This window comes from Rhizobium sp. P28RR-XV, from assembly GCF_012641385.1.
Taxonomy (GTDB): Bacteria; Pseudomonadota; Alphaproteobacteria; order Rhizobiales; family Rhizobiaceae; genus Rhizobium.
The window spans coordinates 1-17,878 of sequence record NZ_JABAIG010000022.1 but is presented as its reverse complement, the minus strand read 5'-3'; the positions used below and the strand labels follow the sequence as shown (position 1 = coordinate 17,878).

The window sequence follows — 17,878 nt, the reverse complement described above, 5'->3', positions numbered from 1 at the left end:
CCGAAATCATGCGGCAGCGCGTCCCCGGAGACCAGCTCCATGACCGACATTTCCCCGAACACACCTCGCGGCAGGGCGCGCTCGGCATTTGCTCTCGCCATATGGGTGGGCCTGCTGCTGCTCCTGACCGCGCTCCTCATCGGGCTCGGCACCTGGCAGGTGCAGCGACTGCACTGGAAGCTGGATCTGATCGCCCGGGTCGATGCGCGCGTGCGTGCTCCGGCGGTTCAGGCGCCTGGTCCGGCGCAGTGGGCCGATATCAATGCCGAAAACTCCGAATACAGCCATGTGCAGGCAAGCGGCATTTTCCTCAACGACAAGGAAGTGCAGGTCTATGCCTCGACCGCGCTCGGCCCCGGGTATTGGGTTCTGACGCCGCTGAAACTCGCCGACGGCACGATCGTCGTCATCAACCGCGGCTTCGTGCCGACCGAGAAGCGCAATCCGGGCACGCGCCCGGAGGGCCAGATCGGCGGCGAAACGACCGTAACCGGTCTATTGCGGATCAGCGAGCCAAAGGGCACGATGCTGCGTTCGAATATGCCGGCGCAAGAGCGCTGGTATTCACGCGACGTGACCGCGATCGCTGAGGCGCGCGGCCTGCAGAACGCGGCACCCTATTTCATCGATGCCGACGACGCGAAAAACCCGGGCGAGTTGCCCGTGGGAGGGCTGACGCAGATCACCTTCCACAATAGCCATCTCGTTTATGCCGTCACCTGGTACGGGCTGGCCGCGATGACCTTCGGCATGGCCGTCTATCTCATCTATTTCGAACGGCAGCGAGCGCAGGCTGCCCGCTGATCGCCAGAGCGTTTCCTTGTTTCACGCAATTCCGCACGCAAAACCGCTTCGCGCTTTTGCGGGAATTGTTCTATGCCGCCATTTTCGGGAAGCGAAGCTGCCAGCGACGGCCGTCGCTCGTCATTTCGACGATGCCGAACGGCTCGACATCGATTGCCCAGAATGCGGCGGCCGGCGCCTGCAGGACATGCTGAACGGCAGCGCGGATGACGCTGGCATGCGTAACCACGACGATATGGCCGGCGTCGTCAATATGATTTCCCATCCATTCTCCGACACGCCTCATGACCGCCGACAGGGATTCGCCGCCATGCGGCGCAACCGATGTATCCGTCATCCACAGCGTCAGGGATTCCGCATCCTTTTCATGCAGTTCGGCAAGCGATTGCCCGCGCCAGTCGCCGTAATCGCATTCGCGCAAGGCGACATCCGGAATGGCGTCGAGACCAAGGACGCTGGCTGTCTGACGCGCACGCAAGGCGGGGCTCGTCCAAACCCGATCGATTGCAGCAAGCCCGAAGGACAGCGATTGGCCCTGCTGTGCCGCCTTGACCTCCAACGGTTCATCATCGGGAAAGCAGCCATTTCGATTGGCTTGCGTCGCCCCGTGGCAAATCCAGCTCAGACGTGTCTTCATGAGAGGCTCCCAACTCCATCCCCCTGCCGCGCTCTTGTCGCGATTTCACATCGCGGTGGCGCTTGATTGACAATTATCTTTGCAAATAGATATAAACTTGCGCTTGCGGGTGTGGAAGCCGGTGGAATCCCGGCGCGGTCGCGCCACTGTAATCGAAGGCGGAAGAATTCCGCCCCGAGAGCCAGACCCTTCCCGCAAGAACCCTTCCGCAAATGGAACGCGCTTTTCTTAACGAGGGAAATACAATGTCCGACACCACTTTCACTCCATCCGCAGTTCCGCAGCCGATTCCGCTCGGCCAAATCCTGCCCTGGGCCGTTTTCGCCGGCCTGGTTATGCTGCTCGCGATCTATTTCATCGGCGCAGAAGAAGGTGCGACCTCGCTCATCTCCGGCATGTATGTGCACGAATTCGTGCATGACGCCCGCCATCTGCTCGGCTTCCCCTGCCACTAAAGCGCGCCGCGATCTTTCAGATCGCTTCTCGTGCTTCAGGTCGTTGATTTTGCGCATGTCGTTGTCGCAAACCGCTACACGCTTTTGCGCGCCATGCTTCAAGGGAGCACATACATGGTTGGACGTCTTTTGCTTCGCGGCATGATCGTCGGGGCCTTTGCCGGTATTCTCATTTTTGCCTTTGCCCACACCTTTGGCGAACCGCTGGTCGATTGGGCCATCGGCTTTGAGGAAAAGGCCGCGCAGGCAGCCGGCGAAGTCCCGGAGCCGGAAATCGTCAGCCGCGCCACGCAGGCGGGGCCCGGTCTTCTCACTGGCGCTGTGATCTTTTCGACGGCGATCGGCGGATTGTTCGCGCTGGTCTTTTCCTTCGTCTACGGTCGTATCAGCACTCTCGGCGCGCGCGGCACGGCAGCCCTGCTCGCGATCGCCGCTTTCGTGACGATCTCGCTGGTGCCCTACATCAAATACCCGGCAAACCCACCAGCGGTCGGCAATCCCGACACGATCGGCGCGAGAACCGAACTGTTCTTCATCATGATCGTCGCATCCGTCGTCGCCATGATCGTCGCGGTTGGTTTCGGTCGCCGGCTGGCGGCACGATATGGTTCCTGGAACGGCGCGATCATTGCCGGCATCGGCTATGTCGTCTTCATCGCGCTGATCCAATATCTGCTTCCCCCCATCAACGAAGTGCCCGAGCAATTCTCGGCCGTCGTGCTTTGGCGCTTCCGTATCACCTCGCTCGGCATGCATGCCATCCTCTGGATGACACTCGGGCTTGCCTTCGGAGCCTGGGCGGAACGCCAACTGCCGCAACCACGTCACGGCAATGCGACCCTGCGCCGGGCCTAGCATGCTAAATGGCTCGCATCCCGCGCATGGCAACATGCGCGGGAGACGCCAGGATTCAAACGGCGTCTTGCTCGCAATCTTCTGCCTCATGGTTTCGTGTTGGCCGTTTGCAGTCGCCGCGCACGGCGGCGCCTCCTCCGACAGCCAGGCCGGCATCTCGATACCAAGCCTCACGCATGGCGAAATGGCTGTGATCGCACCCTATTACGGGCGGATCATCTCGCTTGCCGAAAGCGCATCCGACACCGACGAAACCTTCAGGCGCCTGCTGAATTTCGCGCAGATCCAGCGGACCTATTGCCTCTGGGGCATGGTGCCCGGCAGCGTTGGCGACGAGGAAAGTCCATTCAACGAGTGTTCGCACGCCTATCTAGCGGCAGTGAAGGCGGTGCTGCTCCAGATGCGGACGATGAAGGACGAAAAGGCAGCGGCCGGCGACATCGTCTCGGACGTCGACTCGGCGTTGGTGCGCAATAATCTCTCGCTTATCCTGTGCAAATTCAGCGGCGAAGGCTTCAATACGGCCGACCTCATCCGCCCGAAACCCGCCGATATCCTCCTGCACGCTAGGAGCCTCACGACCATTCTGGCCGCCGGCCTTGTCGTTATCGCAGGATTATGGGTAGCGGCGCGCGCTTTGCGGGCAGCGCCGCGTCCTTAGGGCAATTCCAGGAAAGTGCGCGGCGATTTCCGTCCGGAATTGCGGGGAAACGAAGAGATGGAACAGTTCAGGGATTTCGTGAAAAGCTGAGCCCCTCACGAGAAAACACCGCCGCGAAACGCGGCGGTGTTTGTCTTTTCACCAATAGCCTGGCCGGCCGCGCCAACCGCCATCATCGCGCCAATGGCGATGATGGCCACGCCAGCCCCACGGCGGCGGCGGTGGCGGTCTGTAGTAACCCCAACGCCGCGGCGGCGGACCCCAGCGATTCGGGCGGCATTCGCCCCAACGCGTCAGATGCCAGCCACGACCGCAGGCATAATCAATTTTCACGACCGGCACGGAAGCCGCTGTCCCAACTGCTGGGATAGGCATTGCCTCTGCCGAAGATACAACCAGGCTGCCGAACAAGGCAGCGATAGCAATCACGGACGATCTCATTTTGATGGCCCTCTATCCAAGTCCCTTACATCAGGGATTTAGCCCCCAAACGTATGAACGGCGGCTGAACCGAAAATGGCCTTTTGGGGGCAAAATCAAGACGGCAGCTCGGAACCATACGTCCTCAAAGAGCGCCCCCCGCCCCGCCAATACGGCTGGCATCCGACTTCTCGCGCGTCACGAGAGTTTCATGAACGAGGCTTACACCGGCAATATCAATGACCATAAAGGAGTTTGGGATGGTCGACCTCGCTTCAAACACTTCCGAGGGTGGCAACGCCAATCACCCAATTCATGGTGCCGGGAGCTCGGCAAAGTGGTTTCTGCCGCTTTTCGGCGTGGTCGTGCTCGGCGGCCTTGCCTATGTCGGCTATGCCCTCGGCAGCGACCTTGCCGACGCGGCCGCCGTTCCGTGGATCCTGCTCGGTCTGGCGCTTTTGATCGCGCTCGGCTTCGAATTCGTCAACGGCTTCCACGATACGGCCAATGCCGTTGCCACCGTCATCTACACCCGTTCGCTGCCGGCTGAATTCGCCGTCATCTGGTCCGGTTTCTTCAACTTCCTCGGCGTTCTGACCTCCTCGGGCGCGGTCGCCTTCGGCATTCTGGCGCTGCTGCCGGTCGAACTGATCCTCCAGGTGGGTTCGGGCTCCGGTCTCGCCATGGTTTTCGCGCTTCTGACAGCGGCCATTATCTGGAATCTCGGCACCTGGTATCTGGGCTTGCCGGCATCGAGCTCGCACACTCTCGTCGGCTCCATCATCGGCGTCGGTCTCGCCAACCAGTTCCTGGCACCCGCCGGCTCCGCCACCAGCGGCGTCGACTGGTCGCAGGCAAGCAGCGTCGGCATGTCGCTACTGCTGTCGCCGATCATCGGGTTTGCCATGGCCGCGATCCTGCTTCTGGTCGCCAAGGTGCTGATCCGCAACAAGGAACTCTATGAAGCACCGAAGGGTAATGCCCCGCCGCCGGCCTGGATTCGTGGCCTGCTGATCTTCACCTGCACCGGCGTCAGCTTCGCCCATGGTTCCAACGACGGCCAGAAGGGCATGGGTCTTATCATGCTCATTCTCATCGGCCTCGTGCCGACGGCTTTCGCGTTGAACCGCACACCCGATATCAACTATCTCGAAGCTTATAAGACTGCCTCGACGCAGGTCGAGACCGTGCTCGGCAAGTATATGAAGCCAGGCGTTGCGACGCCGGCCGACCCGAAGGCTGTGGTCAGCGACGCCGTCAAGAGCAAGACCTGGACGGACGCGACGACGCCAGCGCTCCAGGCCTATATCCACGCCACCAGCGCCGAAATCGCCGCTTACCCCAGCGTCGAGAAGCTGCCGAACGGCCTCGTCGGCAACGTTCGTAACGACATCTACCTGATCGGTGAATCGCTGAAGCTGATCGACAAGCAGAAACTGCTGCCGATGAGCGCCGACGACCTCAAGGCCGTAACCAGCTATCATGCCGCCGTCGATCACGCGACGAAGTTCATTCCCCTCTGGGTGAAGGTCGCCGTCGCGCTCGCGCTCGGCCTCGGCACCATGGTTGGCTGGAAGCGCATCGTCGTCACCGTCGGCGAAAAGATCGGCAAGACGCACCTGACCTATGGCCAGGGTGCTGCCGCTGAAGTCGTGGCCATGCTGACGATCGGTGCGGCCGACCATTTCGGCCTGCCGGTTTCGACCACGCACGTCCTGTCCTCCGGCGTCGCCGGCACCATGGCGGCGAACGGTTCCGGCTTGCAATGGTCGACCGTGCGCAACATGCTGATGGCCTGGATCCTGACGCTGCCGGCCTCGATCGCGTTGGCTTTCATGCTGTTCATCGTGCTGCGCCAGGTCTTCTGACCTGCCATATCGGCTCAAGCGCCGATATCGCGATCGGACCATATTCGAAAGCAATGGCGCCCCTCATGGGGCGCCATTGTTGTTGCAGCAAGCGGCTGCGAGGAGCCTTACCGCACGCTTTCCCTCTTGTTGCCGTTGGCACCGAGACCGGAAAGTTTCGCCAGTTCCGAACGGCGGTGTGCATAGTTCTGCGCGACCATCGGATAATTGGGTGCCAATCCCCATTTCTGGCGATATTCTTCCGGCGTCATCCCATAATGCACGCGCAAGTGACGCTTCAGCGTTTTGAATCGCTTGCCGTCTTCAAGGCAGACGATGTAATCGCTCGTCACCGATTTCTTCAAATCCACCGCCGGCACCAGATTGGCGCGGTCGACGGCCGTGCCTGTATCCAAGGCTTGCAGCGCTTCGTGGATATCCTTGATCAGCCTGGGAAGGCTGTGAAGTGGCACAGCGTTGTGACTGACATAGGCCGAAACGATCTTTACACAGCCGTCAAACAGGGGACGCGGCAGTGGTTGGGCAGGGACTTTTCTCTCGCTAAAAGAATCCATGATCTTTTCCCGGATTTCATTTGGTTCCTCGCGCGCCGCCCCGCTCGAATTGCATCATGCGCGACGCCCGCTGCCGGACATCCCGCCATTTCAAATTGCGCCGTCTTTCAGGCGCTCGATCCCGGTTCTGTTGCCGGGACAGAATGCGTTCGCACAGCGTGCGTCCGCGATCATCGCAATCGATAGTCTTTCATTCCATATCCTGTCTCCGCCGCAGCCCGCGGCGGATCATCGACCGAGCCTGCGAAATACAGCGCCAGCTTGTTGCAAAGGGTGACGAGCGGCATGCCGAGCATGAATGCCGTATGCGTGTGATCTCCGCCGCAATGATGCAGCGTCTGACCGACAAGGCTTCCGATGGCCGTATCACATGCCTGCTGCGTCGGACGGCCATCGGACAGATGAAGGGCGATCTCCTCGATCGACCGATTTTCATTCGCGGTCGCGGTGACGATGTTGGCGGCGTCGCGCCCGAGTTCGCAAAGAACATAGAGCCCGGTTTCCGCGTCTATCGTCACACGGCCCAAAGGCGCCGCGGCGCGATCGCAAATGAGGATATGGGGAGCAGCCCCGCCGGAAAACGAGAAGGACAACGCCTCCGCGCCATCTGAAAAGGCCGTATGCAGCCGGCTCACCAAAGCGCGAAGCAAGGTCTTCGTCTTAAGTTCGCGCGTCGCCCGGGCGGCGGAAACCTGATAATCAGAGGTAAAGGCCGGTTGCTTCATCACAGCGACACCTGTGAAGGCGAGCTCGCGATCATACCTGGCAGGATAATGGCGGCAATGTTCATCCCATCCCCCGCAAAACGGCCTTCCCCTTGCGGCGGCGAAGCTGTGCTAACGAAACGGGTTGCGACAGGAAGAAGCCTTGCGAGTGCGTTGCGCCAGCCTCTCGTGCAGCGTCGAGCTGAGAGCTTGTTTCGATGCCTTCGACGACGACGAAAGGCGCAAAGCAGGCGGCAAAGCCGACAAGATGGGAAAGACTGTCGCTTCCGTCGCGGCCGCACCTGTTATCCCGTGTGAAGGCAGCGTCGATCTTGACGATATCGGCGACCACCTGCAACAGCGATGCCGGCGTGGCAAAGCCGGATCCGAAATCGTCTATCGCGATGCGGCAGCCAAGAGCGCGGATCATCTTCATGCGCTCTATGGAGGTGCCGATGACAGGATAGCCTTCCGTGATCTCGACGACGAGCCGTGGAGCGAGCTCCGGCTGACGGCTTATGCGGCCGAAGACATCGGAAAACCGATCCGAACGGGATAGGCTGGCAGCATTCAGATTGAACCCCAGCACCAGCCTCTCATCCTCCGCCAAAGCAGAGAGCACCATGTCAAGAATACGCAGATCAAGATCGAACCAGCGATCCTGCCGCTCGAGGAACGAGACAAATGTGCCGGCCGCGTGCACGGTGCCATCCGAATCGGTTACGCGCGCGAGACTTTCCGCATAGAAGACCTCGCCGACATTCGCGACGTCATGAACCCATTGCGCGGCAAAACCCAGGCCGCCTTCGGCGATCGCCTTCAAAATGAGGGCTCTGTGTCCCTCCTCTCCTCGGCTCGTACTACCGTTCATCAGATCTCCCTTCGCAGGGGAGCCGATTGCAGCCGGCGCTTCGGAAACGGGAACGACGGCTGACAGCGGCGCGCATGACCCCAAAGCATCGGATTTCTGGTGTCTAAAATCCGTCTCTTCCATCCTCCAGACACCCACAAACCCCATATCACCGAGGTTCCCCTTTACGAAGCTGGAAACGTTGCACCGAAGATCATAGTCAACCCGGCGCCGTACGACGACAAGCTATTATTTAATTAATTCTAATATATTAATTAGCGAGCTGTGGCAAAGTCAACTGCTGCAGCACCCTCTTATATGAAACTAAGCTAAAATATTAGTAAACTTCAGCAACTATTCACTGCGCGGCGCCTGGAACCACCATCCATTGTGCTGCGCGGATCTCACAGCTAAATCCAGGGGCGGCAAATCCGGATGCCATAGTCTTTCCCATTCCAGACTCATGACACCATTATAATTGTCCGCAACAAGCACCGCTCGCAGCGCAGCCATGGGAAACTCACCCTCGCCCGGCAGAACATAGCTATACGGCAGCTTCGGCCCCGGCGTGGAGATGCTGTCCTTCACATGAAGATGCTGGGTATTGTCGCGAACCTGCTTCCAGGTCTCGACGGGATCCTGCCCACCTTTGCGCCAGGTGTGATGTGTGTCCCAAAGGAGCACGCAATCGGGCGCCATTTCGAGGAACCGGGGAATAGCATCAGGCAAAGCGAGGAAATCATGCGTCTCGATGATCATGTCAGCACGAAACCCTTCGCGCCTGGCGGTCTCGCGCCACCATTGCAGCGTCGACAGCGCTTCCGCCATTTCGCTCTCGTCACCGGTTTCGCCGCCATCGAAAACCCGCAGCGACCTGACGCCGGCAGCTTCCGCCCAGGGAAGATAGCGCAAAAACTCTTCCTTCGCCTGCGATGTCGCACTGACAAGACGCAGCGAGGTATTGAAGGCGCACACGCTTACGGGGGATGCCTTCAGTGCCTTGGCCAGGCCAGCCGGAGAACCGAACCTGTCGGTGAAATAGGCAGAAAGGTCGATCGTGCCGCCAAGAGCACGGATTTCGATGGCATCCAGGCCGTGGCGTGCCGCCAGACCGAGGGTTTCATCCAATTCGAATTCCGCGCATCCCAGCGTGGAAAACGCCGGCACGATCCGCGGCGCATCGTTATTAGTGGCAAACACAATTCCCTCCTCCGTCTGATTCCCGGTAGCGCTTGCCTATGTGCGTCGACGGTCATCCTCCGTCCTTTCGCGCAGTCGTAATGCGCCACAAGTAACCAAACGGATAATCAAGGAGCGGACTCAAGCCGTCAAGGCTCGATCGAGTTGCAGCCTGGCGAGATGAGGTGATTCGCTCAAGCGGCGGCTTCAGAGCGGACATCCTTATTTAGGAAAGTGGATATCCCCTACCAAACGATGGGATGGGTTTCACCGGTCGCGACATTGACAAAGCCCTCCGGTGCCCTTTCGGAGGGAGCAACCAGAACCCAACGCCAGGGCGCGCAGGTGAGCGTTGCAAAGGAGAGCCGCTCGGGAAAGCCTGGCCACCAGCGCGGTGAGAAGGTCGGCTCATACATCCAGTCGATCTCGGCGCCTGCCTCATACAGCGCCTGCATCTCCGCATCCAGCTCCTCGGCCGATCGCGCCGTCATCAGGCCGCCGACTTCGTAGCGAACGCGGGCGACGACTTTACCGCCCGATACCAGCACCCAGCCACCCTGTTGCTCCTTCAGCGCATTGGCGACCATCGCCATGGCTTCATCGGAGGAACCCACGACCCAGATGTTGTGCTTGTCATGGCCGAGCGTGGCCCCCAGCGCGGTATCAGGCGTGCGCGGCCCCGTGCCCAGCCAGAACATGCGGGCGACCTTGGCCTCGCCGGAGAAGCGGTCGATGATCGCGAATTTCGTGACGTTGCGATCAGGATCGCGCTGGACGGCGCCATCACTGACGGGCAGGTCCATGGTGATGAAATCATCGGCCCAATGGAATGGCCGCAGCAGCGCCGCTTTCGCCGTCGCCATATCCGATGGCGCGGCAATCCGGAAATCCTCCACCGTGACGATCCGATCGATGCGGACCGTCTGCATTGCCCAATCCGGCCAGTCGATCTCGGGCCGGACGCCGACGAAGGCCTTGCCTTCGGATGCCGGCCGGCCATCGGCCCAGACTTTGGCGATCGATAGCGTTTTCACGTCGTCCAGCAGCACGATATCGGCGAAGCGACCGGGCGCAATCGAGCCGACCCAAGGTGTCAGCCGCATGTGGCGGGCGGGATTGATCGTCACGCATTGAATGGCGATTTCGGGTGCCAGTCCATTCTCGATCGCAAGCCGGGCATTGTAATCCGTCGCGCCGATCTTCAGCGTATCGGTGGCGCTGCGATCATCGGTGACGAAGGCGATCTGTGACCAGTCGGACAAGCCCTTGTCGATCAGCCCCTTAATCACATCAGGCAGGGAATGCGGCCTAAGCTCGATGAACAGGCCATGCGTCAGCTTTTCCCATATCTCGTCCAGGAACCAGCCCTCATGATCGGAAGCGAGGCCGGCGCCGGCAAAGGCATTGATCGACGGCAGATCGCGCAGGCCCGCACCATGACCTTCGACGACCCCGCGTTGTTCGAACGTGGCCCGGATCATGCCCCAGAGGCGATCATAAGCCGGATTCTCCGGATTGCTGACAGAAGGCCAGTCCATGACCTCATCGAGGCCGGCCACCATCAGGCTTTCGCTCAAAAAGGACTTCTGCTCGTCATAGCCGAAGTGACCGCCTCCCCATTCGTAAGCGGTCGGCGGCACGGCCGATCCGGGCAGAGGAAATATCTTCATCGGCGAGCCGCGACGACGGGCCTCCAGCCAGAATTCCAGGTTGCGGGCGCCATTCACATTGGAAAATTCATGGCTCGCCTCGCAGGTCCAGGTGACGCCATGCGGCATGACCAGAGCCGCCTCCCATTCCGGCGTCAAATGCGAGCTTTCGATATGCTTATGGGCCTCGCCGAAGCCGGGAACAGCCGCCAGATACGGCTCGTGCACACGCTCGCTGACCTCACCCTTATAGCTGCCGGCCGGGCCGACATAGGCGATCCGGCGGCCCTTAATGACGATTTCCTGGTCTTCCAGCCAGGTGCGGCTATGCACATCCAACAGCTTGCCGACGCGCAGCAGGCGATCTGCTGGACGCCGGCCGAGGGCGGTCAGCGTCAGATCCTGGCGGACCAGCACTTCGTCCGCCGCATTGACAAGCAGATCGTCGGGAAGGGTTGTTTTCGGGGATGTCATGGGAAGCATGCCTGCGAGGGAAATTCGATCCGTGGAGGGTAGAGACGACGGACCGGCCTGTAAAGCCGGCTGGCTCGCTTGCGGAAGGCGAATGATCTCAAGCGTTTGCAATAGCTGAGTGTAGCAGCGCGACAACGCTGGATATTCATCCCATCAAAGGCAAAAACTGCCATCCTGCCCATTTGTTGGGCTTGTAAAGCCGGTGCTCGAAAAATAGTATCCTGCAAGCTTGAAACATATGCCCGATTTCATTGACCAAAAGGATTTCGAGAATGAAAGGCCTCACTCTTGCCCGCGCCGCGGGATTTGCCATTCTTGCCGCGGCGTCCGCCGTGCCGGCCTACGCCCAGGCAAAAACGCTGACCGTTTCCTGGTGGGGCTATAATGGCGAGAAGATGCAGGCCAACATCATCGAGCCGTTCAAGAAGACCTGCGGCTGCGATGTCGTCTTCGAAACAGGCAATAACGCCGACCGCCTCAACAAGCTGAAGCTGCGCGGGGGCAAGGGCGTCGATGTCATCTATCTCACAGACAGCTATTCGCAGCTTGGCATCCAGCAGGGCCTCTTCCAGGAAGTCGACCGCAGCAAGATCCAGAACCTTGCCGATCTCTACGATATCGCGAGGGCACCGCAAGGCAATTACGGCCCGGCTTACACGATCGGCCGCGTGGGTATCGTCTACGATGCGGCGAAGGTGACCCCGCCGATTACCTCCTGGAACGATCTCTGGCACAATGATCTGAAGGGCGCGGTTTCGCTTCCCGGTATAACCACGACAGGCGGGCCGCTCGCCGTGCTCGAAGCCGGCAAGCATGCTGGTGTCGATCCCTATATCGATGCCGACAAGACCTTCGAAGCCATCGAGGCGCTGAAGCCGAACGTGGTCAAGAACTACAATACCGGCTCCGAGCTGGTGAACCTGATCTCGACAGGCGAGGTCAAGGTGGCGATGACACAGGATTTTGTTCTGACATCCCTGCGATCAGCTGTTCCGACGATGGCCTGGGCCGATCTGAAGGAGGGCGATATCGCCGTCCTCAACACGGTCAATATTCCCAAGGGCTCGGAAAATGTCGAGCTTGCACACCAGTTCATCAATTTCATCCTGTCGAAGGATGTGCAACAGGCCGAAGCCGAACAGGGCGTCGATGCTCCGGTTTCGACCAAGGTAGTGCTGCCGCCCGAGAAGGCCAAACTCTGGACCTACGGCGCCGAGATGATCGCCAAGCTCAGCCGCATCGACTATCAGAAGCTGATCGAAGCGCAACCGGATTGGGTCGACCGCTGGAACGAGATCTTCGGCATGTAACAGGGCATGCCGCGAGCCCATGCGGCGTTCTCACGGAATTTGGTTGATGAAGCATTTGATGAAATGGGGTTTGGCGACGCCGGCAATCCTGGCGATAACGCTGTTCCTGCTCATTCCGGTGATCATTACGATCGCGGCAACCTTCGGCGAAGCCAAGGGGGTGTTTTCTCCCTATATCGCCTTCTTCGGCAGTGGCTTTCGCCGTGCGGTGCTCTTCAGGACGATCGAGGTTGCGCTGATTACGACGGCGATCTCTTTGATCATCGGATTCATCGCCGCCTATGTGATCGCGCAGATGCCGGGGCGCGCCAAAAGCCTGATGATCATCGCCGCCGTGTTCCCGCTGCTGACAGGCGTGGTCGTGCGCTCCTTCGCCTGGCTGATCATTCTCGGCAAGAACGGTATTCTCAATACCGTTCTGCTGTCGATCGGCGTTATCGGCGAGCCGCTTTCGATGCTCTATACCGAAGGCTCGGTGATCGTCGCGATGGTCTATCTCTTCGTGCCGCTGATGATCCTGACCCTTGTCGGCGTGCTTGAAGGCATACCGCAGGATCTCATCCAGGCGGCGACCTCGCTCGGCGCAACGCCCGCCGCAACCTTCCGCCAGGTCATCCTGCCGCTCGCGACGCCGGGCCTTATCGTCGGTGCCGTACTGGTCTTCACGGGCAGCTTCACCTCCTACGCCACACCGCAGCTGCTCGGCGGCGAAAAGCAGATGATGATGGGCACCTTCCTCTATCAGCGCGCCATGGTCACCTTCGACTGGGTTGGCGCCTCGACAATCGCCGCCATCATGGTCGTGGTGACGATCGGCATTGTCACGATCATGAGCCATCTGGCACGCCGGCTGAATCCGATGGCGGTGTGATCATGACGAGACCCATCCACCCCGCACTCATCGCTTTCACGACCTGCGTCTTCCTGTTCCTGCTGGCGCCGCTCGTCATCATCATCGGTTCGGCCTTCAGCGACACAAGCTATCTCACCTTCCCGCCGCGGGGCCTGACGCTGCACTGGTTCTCGAACATTTTTCAGATCGAGGCCTTCCGCACGACAGCGATTACCAGCCTCGAACTGGCATTCCTCGGAACGGCGCTTTCACTGCTGATCGGCATCCCCGCCGCCTATGCCATCAGCCGATACAGGGTGGAACTGCCGCGCTGGCTTTCGACGCTCTTCGTGCTGCCTATCCTCGTTCCGGAAATCGTCTTCGGCTTTTCGCTGATGAAATCGATCACCATCGGGCTCGGGCTGCCGATCTTTCCGAGCCTCTTGGTCGGCCATGCCCTGCTGGTGCTGCCCTATTCGGTGCGTGTCGTCAGCGCCAGCCTCGCGAGCTTCGATTTCTCGATCGAGGAGGCGGCCATCAGCCTCGGCTGCCCGCCCCTGAAGACCTTCCTGACCGTGGTGCTGCCGAATATCCGCGCCGGCGTCATTGCCGCCTTCATCCTCGCCTTCATCACCTCGATCAACGACGTCTCCGTTTCGGTCTTCCTGACCGGTCCCGGCATCTCCACCCTTCCGATCCAGATCCTTGCCCATATGGAGCAGTTCTTCGACCCGACCATCGCCTCGGTGTCCGTGCTGCTGATGCTCGTGACCGTCGCCGTCATGGCGATCGTCGAAGCCACCTTGGGCCTCACCTTCCTGACAAAGTAGCCGCCCTTGACCGTATCGCTCTCCATCAATTCCATCAGCGCCCATTACGGCAAGACGACCGTATTGGAGGATCTTTCGCTTTCCGTGGCGGCTGGCGAACTCGTTTCGCTGCTCGGCTCCAGCGGCTGCGGCAAGACGACGACCTTGCGGCTTGTTGCGGGCTTCCTGCAGCCGACCAGCGGCACCATCAAGCTCGGCGATCGTGATTTGACGACGCTGCCGGCGCATGCCAGGGATATCGGCCTGGTGTTCCAGAACTACGCGCTGTTTCCACATCTGACCGTACTCGAAAATGTCGCCTTCGGCCTGAAGCAGCGCCGCATCCCGACACAGGAACGCCGGAAAAAGGCTGCCGCTATGCTGGAACGTGTCGGACTTTCCGGTCTCGGCGACCGCCTGCCCTCGGCACTCTCCGGCGGCCAGAAGCAGCGCGTCGCACTGGCGCGCGCCCTCGTCATCGAGCCGCCGCTCCTGATGTTCGACGAGCCGCTGTCCAATCTCGATGCGAAGCTCCGGGTGGATATGCGCGTCGAAATCCGCCAGCTGCAGCGCGCCAACGGCACGACCTCGCTTTACGTGACGCATGATCAGGAGGAAGCCTTCTCGATCTCCGATCGCGTCGCCATCATGAATGCCGGGCGCATCATGCAGCTCGATACGCCCGAGACCCTCTACCGCAAACCCGCCAGCTGCTTCGTCGCCCGCTTCGTCGGCTTCGAGAACCTGCTGCCGCTGCGGGTCATGGAGCGCGCAGGTGCCTTGATCGCGGCCGAGGCTGCCGGCGGCGCGAGGATCACGCTGTCGCAGGAGGATTTCGGGCCGATTCCGGATAGCTTCATTCTCGGCTGCCGTGCGGACGGGCTTTCCGTTCGACGCGAGGGCAATGGACTGCCGGCCATTTTGGGGACACGAACCTATCTCGGCCGCGCCTATCAATATCAATGCGAAACGGCGGCTGGCGCTATCGTCGCCAATGGCGCGCTGTCGGAGCTGATGACGGCGGGAAGCAGCGCCGTGCTCCTGCCCGTGCCGGAGCAATGCTGCATCCTGGAACCCGAAGGGTAAGAGGCAGGAACGCTTTCGTTGCCCAGAGAGCGAAGTCGTCGATGCGCTTTGTGCGGTTAAAAACCGCAAAGAGCCTGGCCGTTCGCAGATACAGGAAAGCCCGCGCGATGGCGGGCTTTTGTATTTGGTTGCGGGAGGTGGATTCGAACCACCGACCTCAAGGTTATGAGCCTTGCGAGCTACCAGGCTGCTCCATCCCGCGTCACAATCAGCGCTTGTATTACGGGAAAAACATTCTGGCAAGAACTTATTTAAGGTTGTCTTTATATGGGCAGAAGATGGGGAGTATCCGGCCCGTTGAAGGCCAGTCCGTCGCGAAACGATAGATCCTTGACCATGGTACGGCGCGTACAAGTTCCGGCTCACCAAGCACACGATAGCCGTGAGCCGCCAGCCAGTCTTTCGCCCAGGTTATCGCGGAGTCCATGGCGGACTACAGCTCCAGTGGCCACCGCTGGTGCGCGTGCATGACGGTCAGAATCTCGATGTCCTGCCCGACGCGGTAGGGAATGATATAGGGAATATCTGCAAGCACCACTTCACGCGTGCCCTTGATACGACCGGCACGCCCTGTCGCCGGAAACTCGGCCAGCATATCGACAGCCGACACGATGCGCGCGATCACGCGCGCTGCGGCATCCGGATTGTCTCTCTGGATGTATTCGCCGATTTCATCAAGCCGTCGTAACGCTCGCAGCGTCCAGCGGATGCGTTTTCGACTCATGATTGACGGGCAGACTTGACGTACTTGCCGACAACCTTCGCCACATCTTTGTCGCTGGCGAATTCGCCCCGGTTGGCTTCCGCCAACCCGGCCTCGATCTCGGCAAGCTGCCACTCTTCGCGGGCGACATAATCTTCAATCGCCTGTGCAGCCATATACGAGCGGGAGCGATCCAGCTTTTCCGCGATCTGATCAAGTTTGCTGGCGGTTTCGTCTGAGACGCGAACGGTGAACGCAGTCATGGCACCTAACTTTCCTTGGTTCACTAATATTATTGGTGAACCAACATGGTTCGTCAAGGTTCTGCTCATGAAAGAGGACTTTCGATTGGATAATGGATTCCGGCCACCGGGCTTCTGACCCGGCGACCGGACAGGGACTTGTCCCTTGTTAAGGCCCGCCAAGCGGGCTGACAAATCGGCAAGCGATTTGTGGCGACACCCGTTCGGGTGTCTTACCGGACCGTGGGGCCTCGGCTTCCGTGGTAGGGCGGCGGTCCCGCCGCCCTAGGCACCTTCCGTCCACGATGGCCACGCTTGGGCTTCCGGGAATTGATGAACGCGGTATCAAGCGACGTCTTGATGTGGGCCGCGTAGAATTTTTCAATCATTTCGACGCTGGTGCGACAATTCTTGGCAATCGCATAAACATCAGCACCTTCCATGAGGCGAAGGCAAATATAGGTATGACGTAAGCTGTAGGCTGTTCGCGGCTTGCCATCCCGGTCGAGCTTGAGGTTCTGGGCTTCAAGAAGGTTGTTGAACATCTTGAGATAATTGCCCGGAAACAGGAGGTCGGTCGGCTGGGGAGCCTTGATGACGATCGCGCCACCTTCTTTCTCTTTCCCGCGAACCGGTTTCAACCGGTCGCGCAAGCGCTCATAGGGCTTCACCGCGCCCGGCATGGATTTGCACCAGCCGATGCCGCGCTTGCCGCGCACCTCGATCTCAAGGATGCGCTCACGGCTACGGGATCTTCAATAATGGTCACGTCGCGGTGCTGGAGCTGCTTGGCCTCGTCCGGGCGCAAGCCCGTGTTCCCCATGAACAGGATGAAGTCATGCAACTGCTCCGCTTCCCAACGGAAGTGCGGGTTCTTCGGCTCCTTGGCATTCTGACGCGTAGCCTCGTAAAGCTGCTTGTATTCCACCTGGCTGAACCACGGACGGTGCGTGATCTTCCCTTGGGTCTTGTAAGGCGGCGACAGATCGGGGAGATGGGTGAGCCACTTGTGGCGAATGGCAGTTTTCAGGACCTGCCGGAGGGTTCTCACCTCGTCATGCAACGTGCTGCGCGCCGGGGCTTTGCCCGTCGTGGATGAACCAATACGATGAACGCGATAGTCCTGAACCGTTCCGGCATTGATCTCGGAAAGGCCCATCTTACCGAAGAACGGGATGAGGTGCAGCCGAAGCCGAATGCCGTGACCTTCAATCCATTTCGGACTGCGCTCACCTTCCGTGATGACGCTGTATTCCAGCTCAAACTTCTTGGCAGCCTCGGCAAAGGTGGTTTCCGATTTCAGAATGCCCGCCGCCGACTTTCCCCTTAGACCGAGATACCAGTCTTCGGCAAAGGCCTTGGCTTGTTCGAGGCCCGTTTCCTTGGTGCTGGTGCGATACTGGCGGCCTTTTACAGATGCCGAGCAATGCCAGGTGAGCCCGCCCCGCCGGTAGACGTTGACCTTTCCTCCGAGGATGTCGTGGCTCGCCATAAGGGCCCCCTACTCATTTCGTTACTTCGATATGGGGACAGCGAATCACACCAGCAAGGGACCCGTCAAATGGGGGGGGCCGCGTTTGTGCTAGCGTTGTGCTAGGCCTAAAACGCACGAAAGCCCTCCTTGCGGGAGGGCTTATTCGTTTGATAAGTCTTGTAAATTTTGGTTGCGGGGGCAGGATTTGAACCTGCGGCCTTCAGGTTATGAGCCTGACGAGCTACCGGGCTGCTCCACCCCGCGCCATTGACGCAAATCGCGAGGCGATTTGTCGTCTTATCCAGCGCAAAC

Annotated in this window: 20 protein-coding genes, 2 tRNA genes and 1 riboswitch; of the genes, 9 read left to right on the top strand and 13 right to left on the bottom strand. The window is 60.0% G+C overall.

The window, feature by feature from the left end:
- The first annotated feature begins 39 nt into the window (after positions 1-39).
- On the top strand, positions 40-804 hold the full coding sequence (locus HGP12_RS31070; protein ID WP_168843822.1) for an SURF1 family protein: 765 nt from the start codon (positions 40-42) through the stop codon (positions 802-804).
- A 70-nt stretch (positions 805-874) separates the two neighbouring features.
- Here HGP12_RS31070 and HGP12_RS31065 read toward each other — a convergent pair whose 3' ends face one another.
- A complete protein-coding gene (locus HGP12_RS31065; RefSeq protein WP_168843823.1) occupies positions 875-1,441 on the bottom strand; it encodes a histidine phosphatase family protein in 567 nt (188 codons plus the stop codon).
- Between the two features lie 113 nt (positions 1,442-1,554).
- Positions 1,555-1,628: riboswitch (cobalamin riboswitch) on the top strand.
- 58 nt (positions 1,629-1,686) lie between these two features.
- Between HGP12_RS31065 and HGP12_RS31060 the strand changes: the two genes are divergently transcribed.
- The 3 genes from HGP12_RS31060 (at position 1,687) to HGP12_RS31050 (ending at position 3,412) form a co-directional block, all read left to right on the top strand.
- On the top strand, positions 1,687-1,896 hold the full coding sequence (locus tag HGP12_RS31060; RefSeq protein ID WP_168843824.1) for a CbtB-domain containing protein: 210 nt from the start codon (positions 1,687-1,689) through the stop codon (positions 1,894-1,896).
- A gap of 114 nt (positions 1,897-2,010) precedes the next feature.
- Positions 2,011-2,751, top strand: a complete 741-nt coding sequence (locus tag HGP12_RS31055; RefSeq protein ID WP_168843825.1) for a CbtA family protein — start codon at positions 2,011-2,013, stop codon at positions 2,749-2,751.
- Between the two features lie 34 nt (positions 2,752-2,785).
- Complete coding sequence (locus tag HGP12_RS31050) at positions 2,786-3,412, top strand: hypothetical protein (protein WP_168843826.1); 627 nt, start codon at positions 2,786-2,788, stop codon at positions 3,410-3,412.
- A 138-nt stretch (positions 3,413-3,550) separates the two neighbouring features.
- Here HGP12_RS31050 and HGP12_RS34960 read toward each other — a convergent pair whose 3' ends face one another.
- Entirely contained in the window at positions 3,551-3,853 is a 303-nt protein-coding gene (locus tag HGP12_RS34960) for a GCG_CRPN prefix-to-repeats domain-containing protein (protein ID WP_409526874.1), read from the bottom strand.
- Between the two features lie 239 nt (positions 3,854-4,092).
- Between HGP12_RS34960 and HGP12_RS31045 the strand changes: the two genes are divergently transcribed.
- A complete protein-coding gene (locus HGP12_RS31045) occupies positions 4,093-5,700 on the top strand; it encodes an inorganic phosphate transporter (protein WP_168843827.1) in 1,608 nt (535 codons plus the stop codon).
- Positions 5,701-5,807: 107 nt separating this feature from the next.
- On the opposite strand, the gene HGP12_RS31040 is transcribed toward HGP12_RS31045, so the two are convergent.
- The 5 genes from HGP12_RS31040 to HGP12_RS31020 form a co-directional block, all read right to left on the bottom strand.
- On the bottom strand, positions 5,808-6,254 hold the full coding sequence (locus tag HGP12_RS31040; RefSeq protein WP_168843828.1) for a MucR family transcriptional regulator: 447 nt from the start codon (positions 6,252-6,254) through the stop codon (positions 5,808-5,810).
- A gap of 170 nt (positions 6,255-6,424) precedes the next feature.
- Positions 6,425-6,979 (bottom strand): RNA polymerase subunit sigma-54, encoded by a 555-nt coding sequence (locus tag HGP12_RS31035; protein WP_205926747.1) that lies wholly within the window; start codon positions 6,977-6,979, stop codon positions 6,425-6,427.
- Between the two features lie 61 nt (positions 6,980-7,040).
- Complete coding sequence (locus HGP12_RS31030) at positions 7,041-7,829, bottom strand: EAL domain-containing protein (protein WP_168843830.1); 789 nt, start codon at positions 7,827-7,829, stop codon at positions 7,041-7,043.
- A 333-nt stretch (positions 7,830-8,162) separates the two neighbouring features.
- Entirely contained in the window at positions 8,163-9,008 is an 846-nt protein-coding gene (locus tag HGP12_RS31025; RefSeq protein WP_312862958.1) for a sugar phosphate isomerase/epimerase, read from the bottom strand.
- A 224-nt stretch (positions 9,009-9,232) separates the two neighbouring features.
- On the bottom strand, positions 9,233-11,110 hold the full coding sequence (locus HGP12_RS31020; protein WP_168843831.1) for an adenine deaminase: 1,878 nt from the start codon (positions 11,108-11,110) through the stop codon (positions 9,233-9,235).
- 272 nt (positions 11,111-11,382) lie between these two features.
- Between HGP12_RS31020 and HGP12_RS31015 the strand changes: the two genes are divergently transcribed.
- The 4 genes from HGP12_RS31015 to HGP12_RS31000 are packed head-to-tail and all read left to right on the top strand — an operon-like array spanning position 11,383 to position 15,147.
- Complete coding sequence (locus HGP12_RS31015) at positions 11,383-12,420, top strand: ABC transporter substrate-binding protein (protein WP_168843832.1); 1,038 nt, start codon at positions 11,383-11,385, stop codon at positions 12,418-12,420.
- Positions 12,421-12,466: 46 nt separating this feature from the next.
- Positions 12,467-13,291, top strand: coding sequence for an ABC transporter permease (locus tag HGP12_RS31010; RefSeq protein ID WP_168843833.1), 825 nt, complete (start codon positions 12,467-12,469; stop codon positions 13,289-13,291).
- Positions 13,291-14,082 carry an ABC transporter permease gene (locus HGP12_RS31005; protein ID WP_168843840.1) on the top strand — a complete coding sequence of 264 codons (792 nt, stop codon included), beginning with the start codon at positions 13,291-13,293 and terminating at the stop codon, positions 14,080-14,082. The genes HGP12_RS31010 and HGP12_RS31005 overlap by 1 nt, the downstream gene beginning before the upstream one ends.
- 6 nt (positions 14,083-14,088) lie before the next feature.
- Positions 14,089-15,147: an ABC transporter ATP-binding protein gene (locus HGP12_RS31000; RefSeq protein WP_168843834.1), complete on the top strand. Its 1,059-nt coding sequence runs from the start codon at positions 14,089-14,091 to the stop codon at positions 15,145-15,147.
- Positions 15,148-15,272: 125 nt separating this feature from the next.
- Here the strand turns inward: HGP12_RS31000 and HGP12_RS30995 are convergent.
- The 6 genes from HGP12_RS30995 to HGP12_RS30975 all read right to left on the bottom strand — a co-directional run bounded on the left by HGP12_RS30995 (position 15,273) and on the right by HGP12_RS30975 (position 17,830).
- Positions 15,273-15,349, bottom strand: a tRNA-Met gene (locus HGP12_RS30995).
- Positions 15,350-15,580: 231 nt separating this feature from the next.
- Positions 15,581-15,871: a type II toxin-antitoxin system RelE/ParE family toxin gene (locus HGP12_RS30990; protein ID WP_168843835.1), complete on the bottom strand. Its 291-nt coding sequence runs from the start codon at positions 15,869-15,871 to the stop codon at positions 15,581-15,583.
- The gene (locus HGP12_RS30985) at positions 15,868-16,113 is read right to left on the bottom strand and encodes a CopG family ribbon-helix-helix protein (RefSeq protein ID WP_168843836.1); all 246 of its coding nucleotides are present in this window, start codon (positions 16,111-16,113) and stop codon (positions 15,868-15,870) included. The genes HGP12_RS30990 and HGP12_RS30985 overlap by 4 nt, the downstream gene beginning before the upstream one ends.
- A gap of 212 nt (positions 16,114-16,325) precedes the next feature.
- Positions 16,326-16,811 (bottom strand): hypothetical protein, encoded by a 486-nt coding sequence (locus HGP12_RS34360; protein ID WP_246703609.1) that lies wholly within the window; start codon positions 16,809-16,811, stop codon positions 16,326-16,328.
- Positions 16,760-17,584 carry a hypothetical protein gene (locus HGP12_RS30980; RefSeq protein WP_246703608.1) on the bottom strand — a complete coding sequence of 275 codons (825 nt, stop codon included), beginning with the start codon at positions 17,582-17,584 and terminating at the stop codon, positions 16,760-16,762. The genes HGP12_RS34360 and HGP12_RS30980 overlap by 52 nt, the downstream gene beginning before the upstream one ends.
- Before the next feature lie 169 nt (positions 17,585-17,753).
- A tRNA-Met gene (locus HGP12_RS30975) sits at positions 17,754-17,830 on the bottom strand.
- Positions 17,831-17,878 lie beyond the last annotated feature (48 nt).

Coding starts and splice junctions, on each gene's coding strand:
- HGP12_RS31050 (WP_168843826.1), top strand. CDS start 2,786: ATGCGCGGGAGACGCCAGGATTCAAACGGCGTCTTGCTCGCAATCTTC.
- HGP12_RS31060 (WP_168843824.1), top strand. CDS start 1,687: ATGTCCGACACCACTTTCACTCCATCCGCAGTTCCGCAGCCGATTCCG.
- HGP12_RS34960 (WP_409526874.1), bottom strand. CDS start 3,853: ATGAGATCGTCCGTGATTGCTATCGCTGCCTTGTTCGGCAGCCTGGTT.
- HGP12_RS31070 (WP_168843822.1), top strand. CDS start 40: ATGACCGACATTTCCCCGAACACACCTCGCGGCAGGGCGCGCTCGGCA.
- HGP12_RS30990 (WP_168843835.1), bottom strand. CDS start 15,871: ATGAGTCGAAAACGCATCCGCTGGACGCTGCGAGCGTTACGACGGCTT.
- HGP12_RS30980 (WP_246703608.1), bottom strand. CDS start 17,584: ATGGCGAGCCACGACATCCTCGGAGGAAAGGTCAACGTCTACCGGCGG.
- HGP12_RS31015 (WP_168843832.1), top strand. CDS start 11,383: ATGAAAGGCCTCACTCTTGCCCGCGCCGCGGGATTTGCCATTCTTGCC.
- HGP12_RS31055 (WP_168843825.1), top strand. CDS start 2,011: ATGGTTGGACGTCTTTTGCTTCGCGGCATGATCGTCGGGGCCTTTGCC.
- HGP12_RS30985 (WP_168843836.1), bottom strand. CDS start 16,113: ATGACTGCGTTCACCGTTCGCGTCTCAGACGAAACCGCCAGCAAACTT.
- HGP12_RS31010 (WP_168843833.1), top strand. CDS start 12,467: ATGAAGCATTTGATGAAATGGGGTTTGGCGACGCCGGCAATCCTGGCG.
- HGP12_RS31065 (WP_168843823.1), bottom strand. CDS start 1,441: ATGAAGACACGTCTGAGCTGGATTTGCCACGGGGCGACGCAAGCCAAT.
- HGP12_RS31040 (WP_168843828.1), bottom strand. CDS start 6,254: ATGGATTCTTTTAGCGAGAGAAAAGTCCCTGCCCAACCACTGCCGCGT.
- HGP12_RS31020 (WP_168843831.1), bottom strand. CDS start 11,110: ATGACATCCCCGAAAACAACCCTTCCCGACGATCTGCTTGTCAATGCG.
- HGP12_RS31045 (WP_168843827.1), top strand. CDS start 4,093: ATGGTCGACCTCGCTTCAAACACTTCCGAGGGTGGCAACGCCAATCAC.
- HGP12_RS31030 (WP_168843830.1), bottom strand. CDS start 7,829: ATGAACGGTAGTACGAGCCGAGGAGAGGAGGGACACAGAGCCCTCATT.
- HGP12_RS31035 (WP_205926747.1), bottom strand. CDS start 6,979: ATGAAGCAACCGGCCTTTACCTCTGATTATCAGGTTTCCGCCGCCCGG.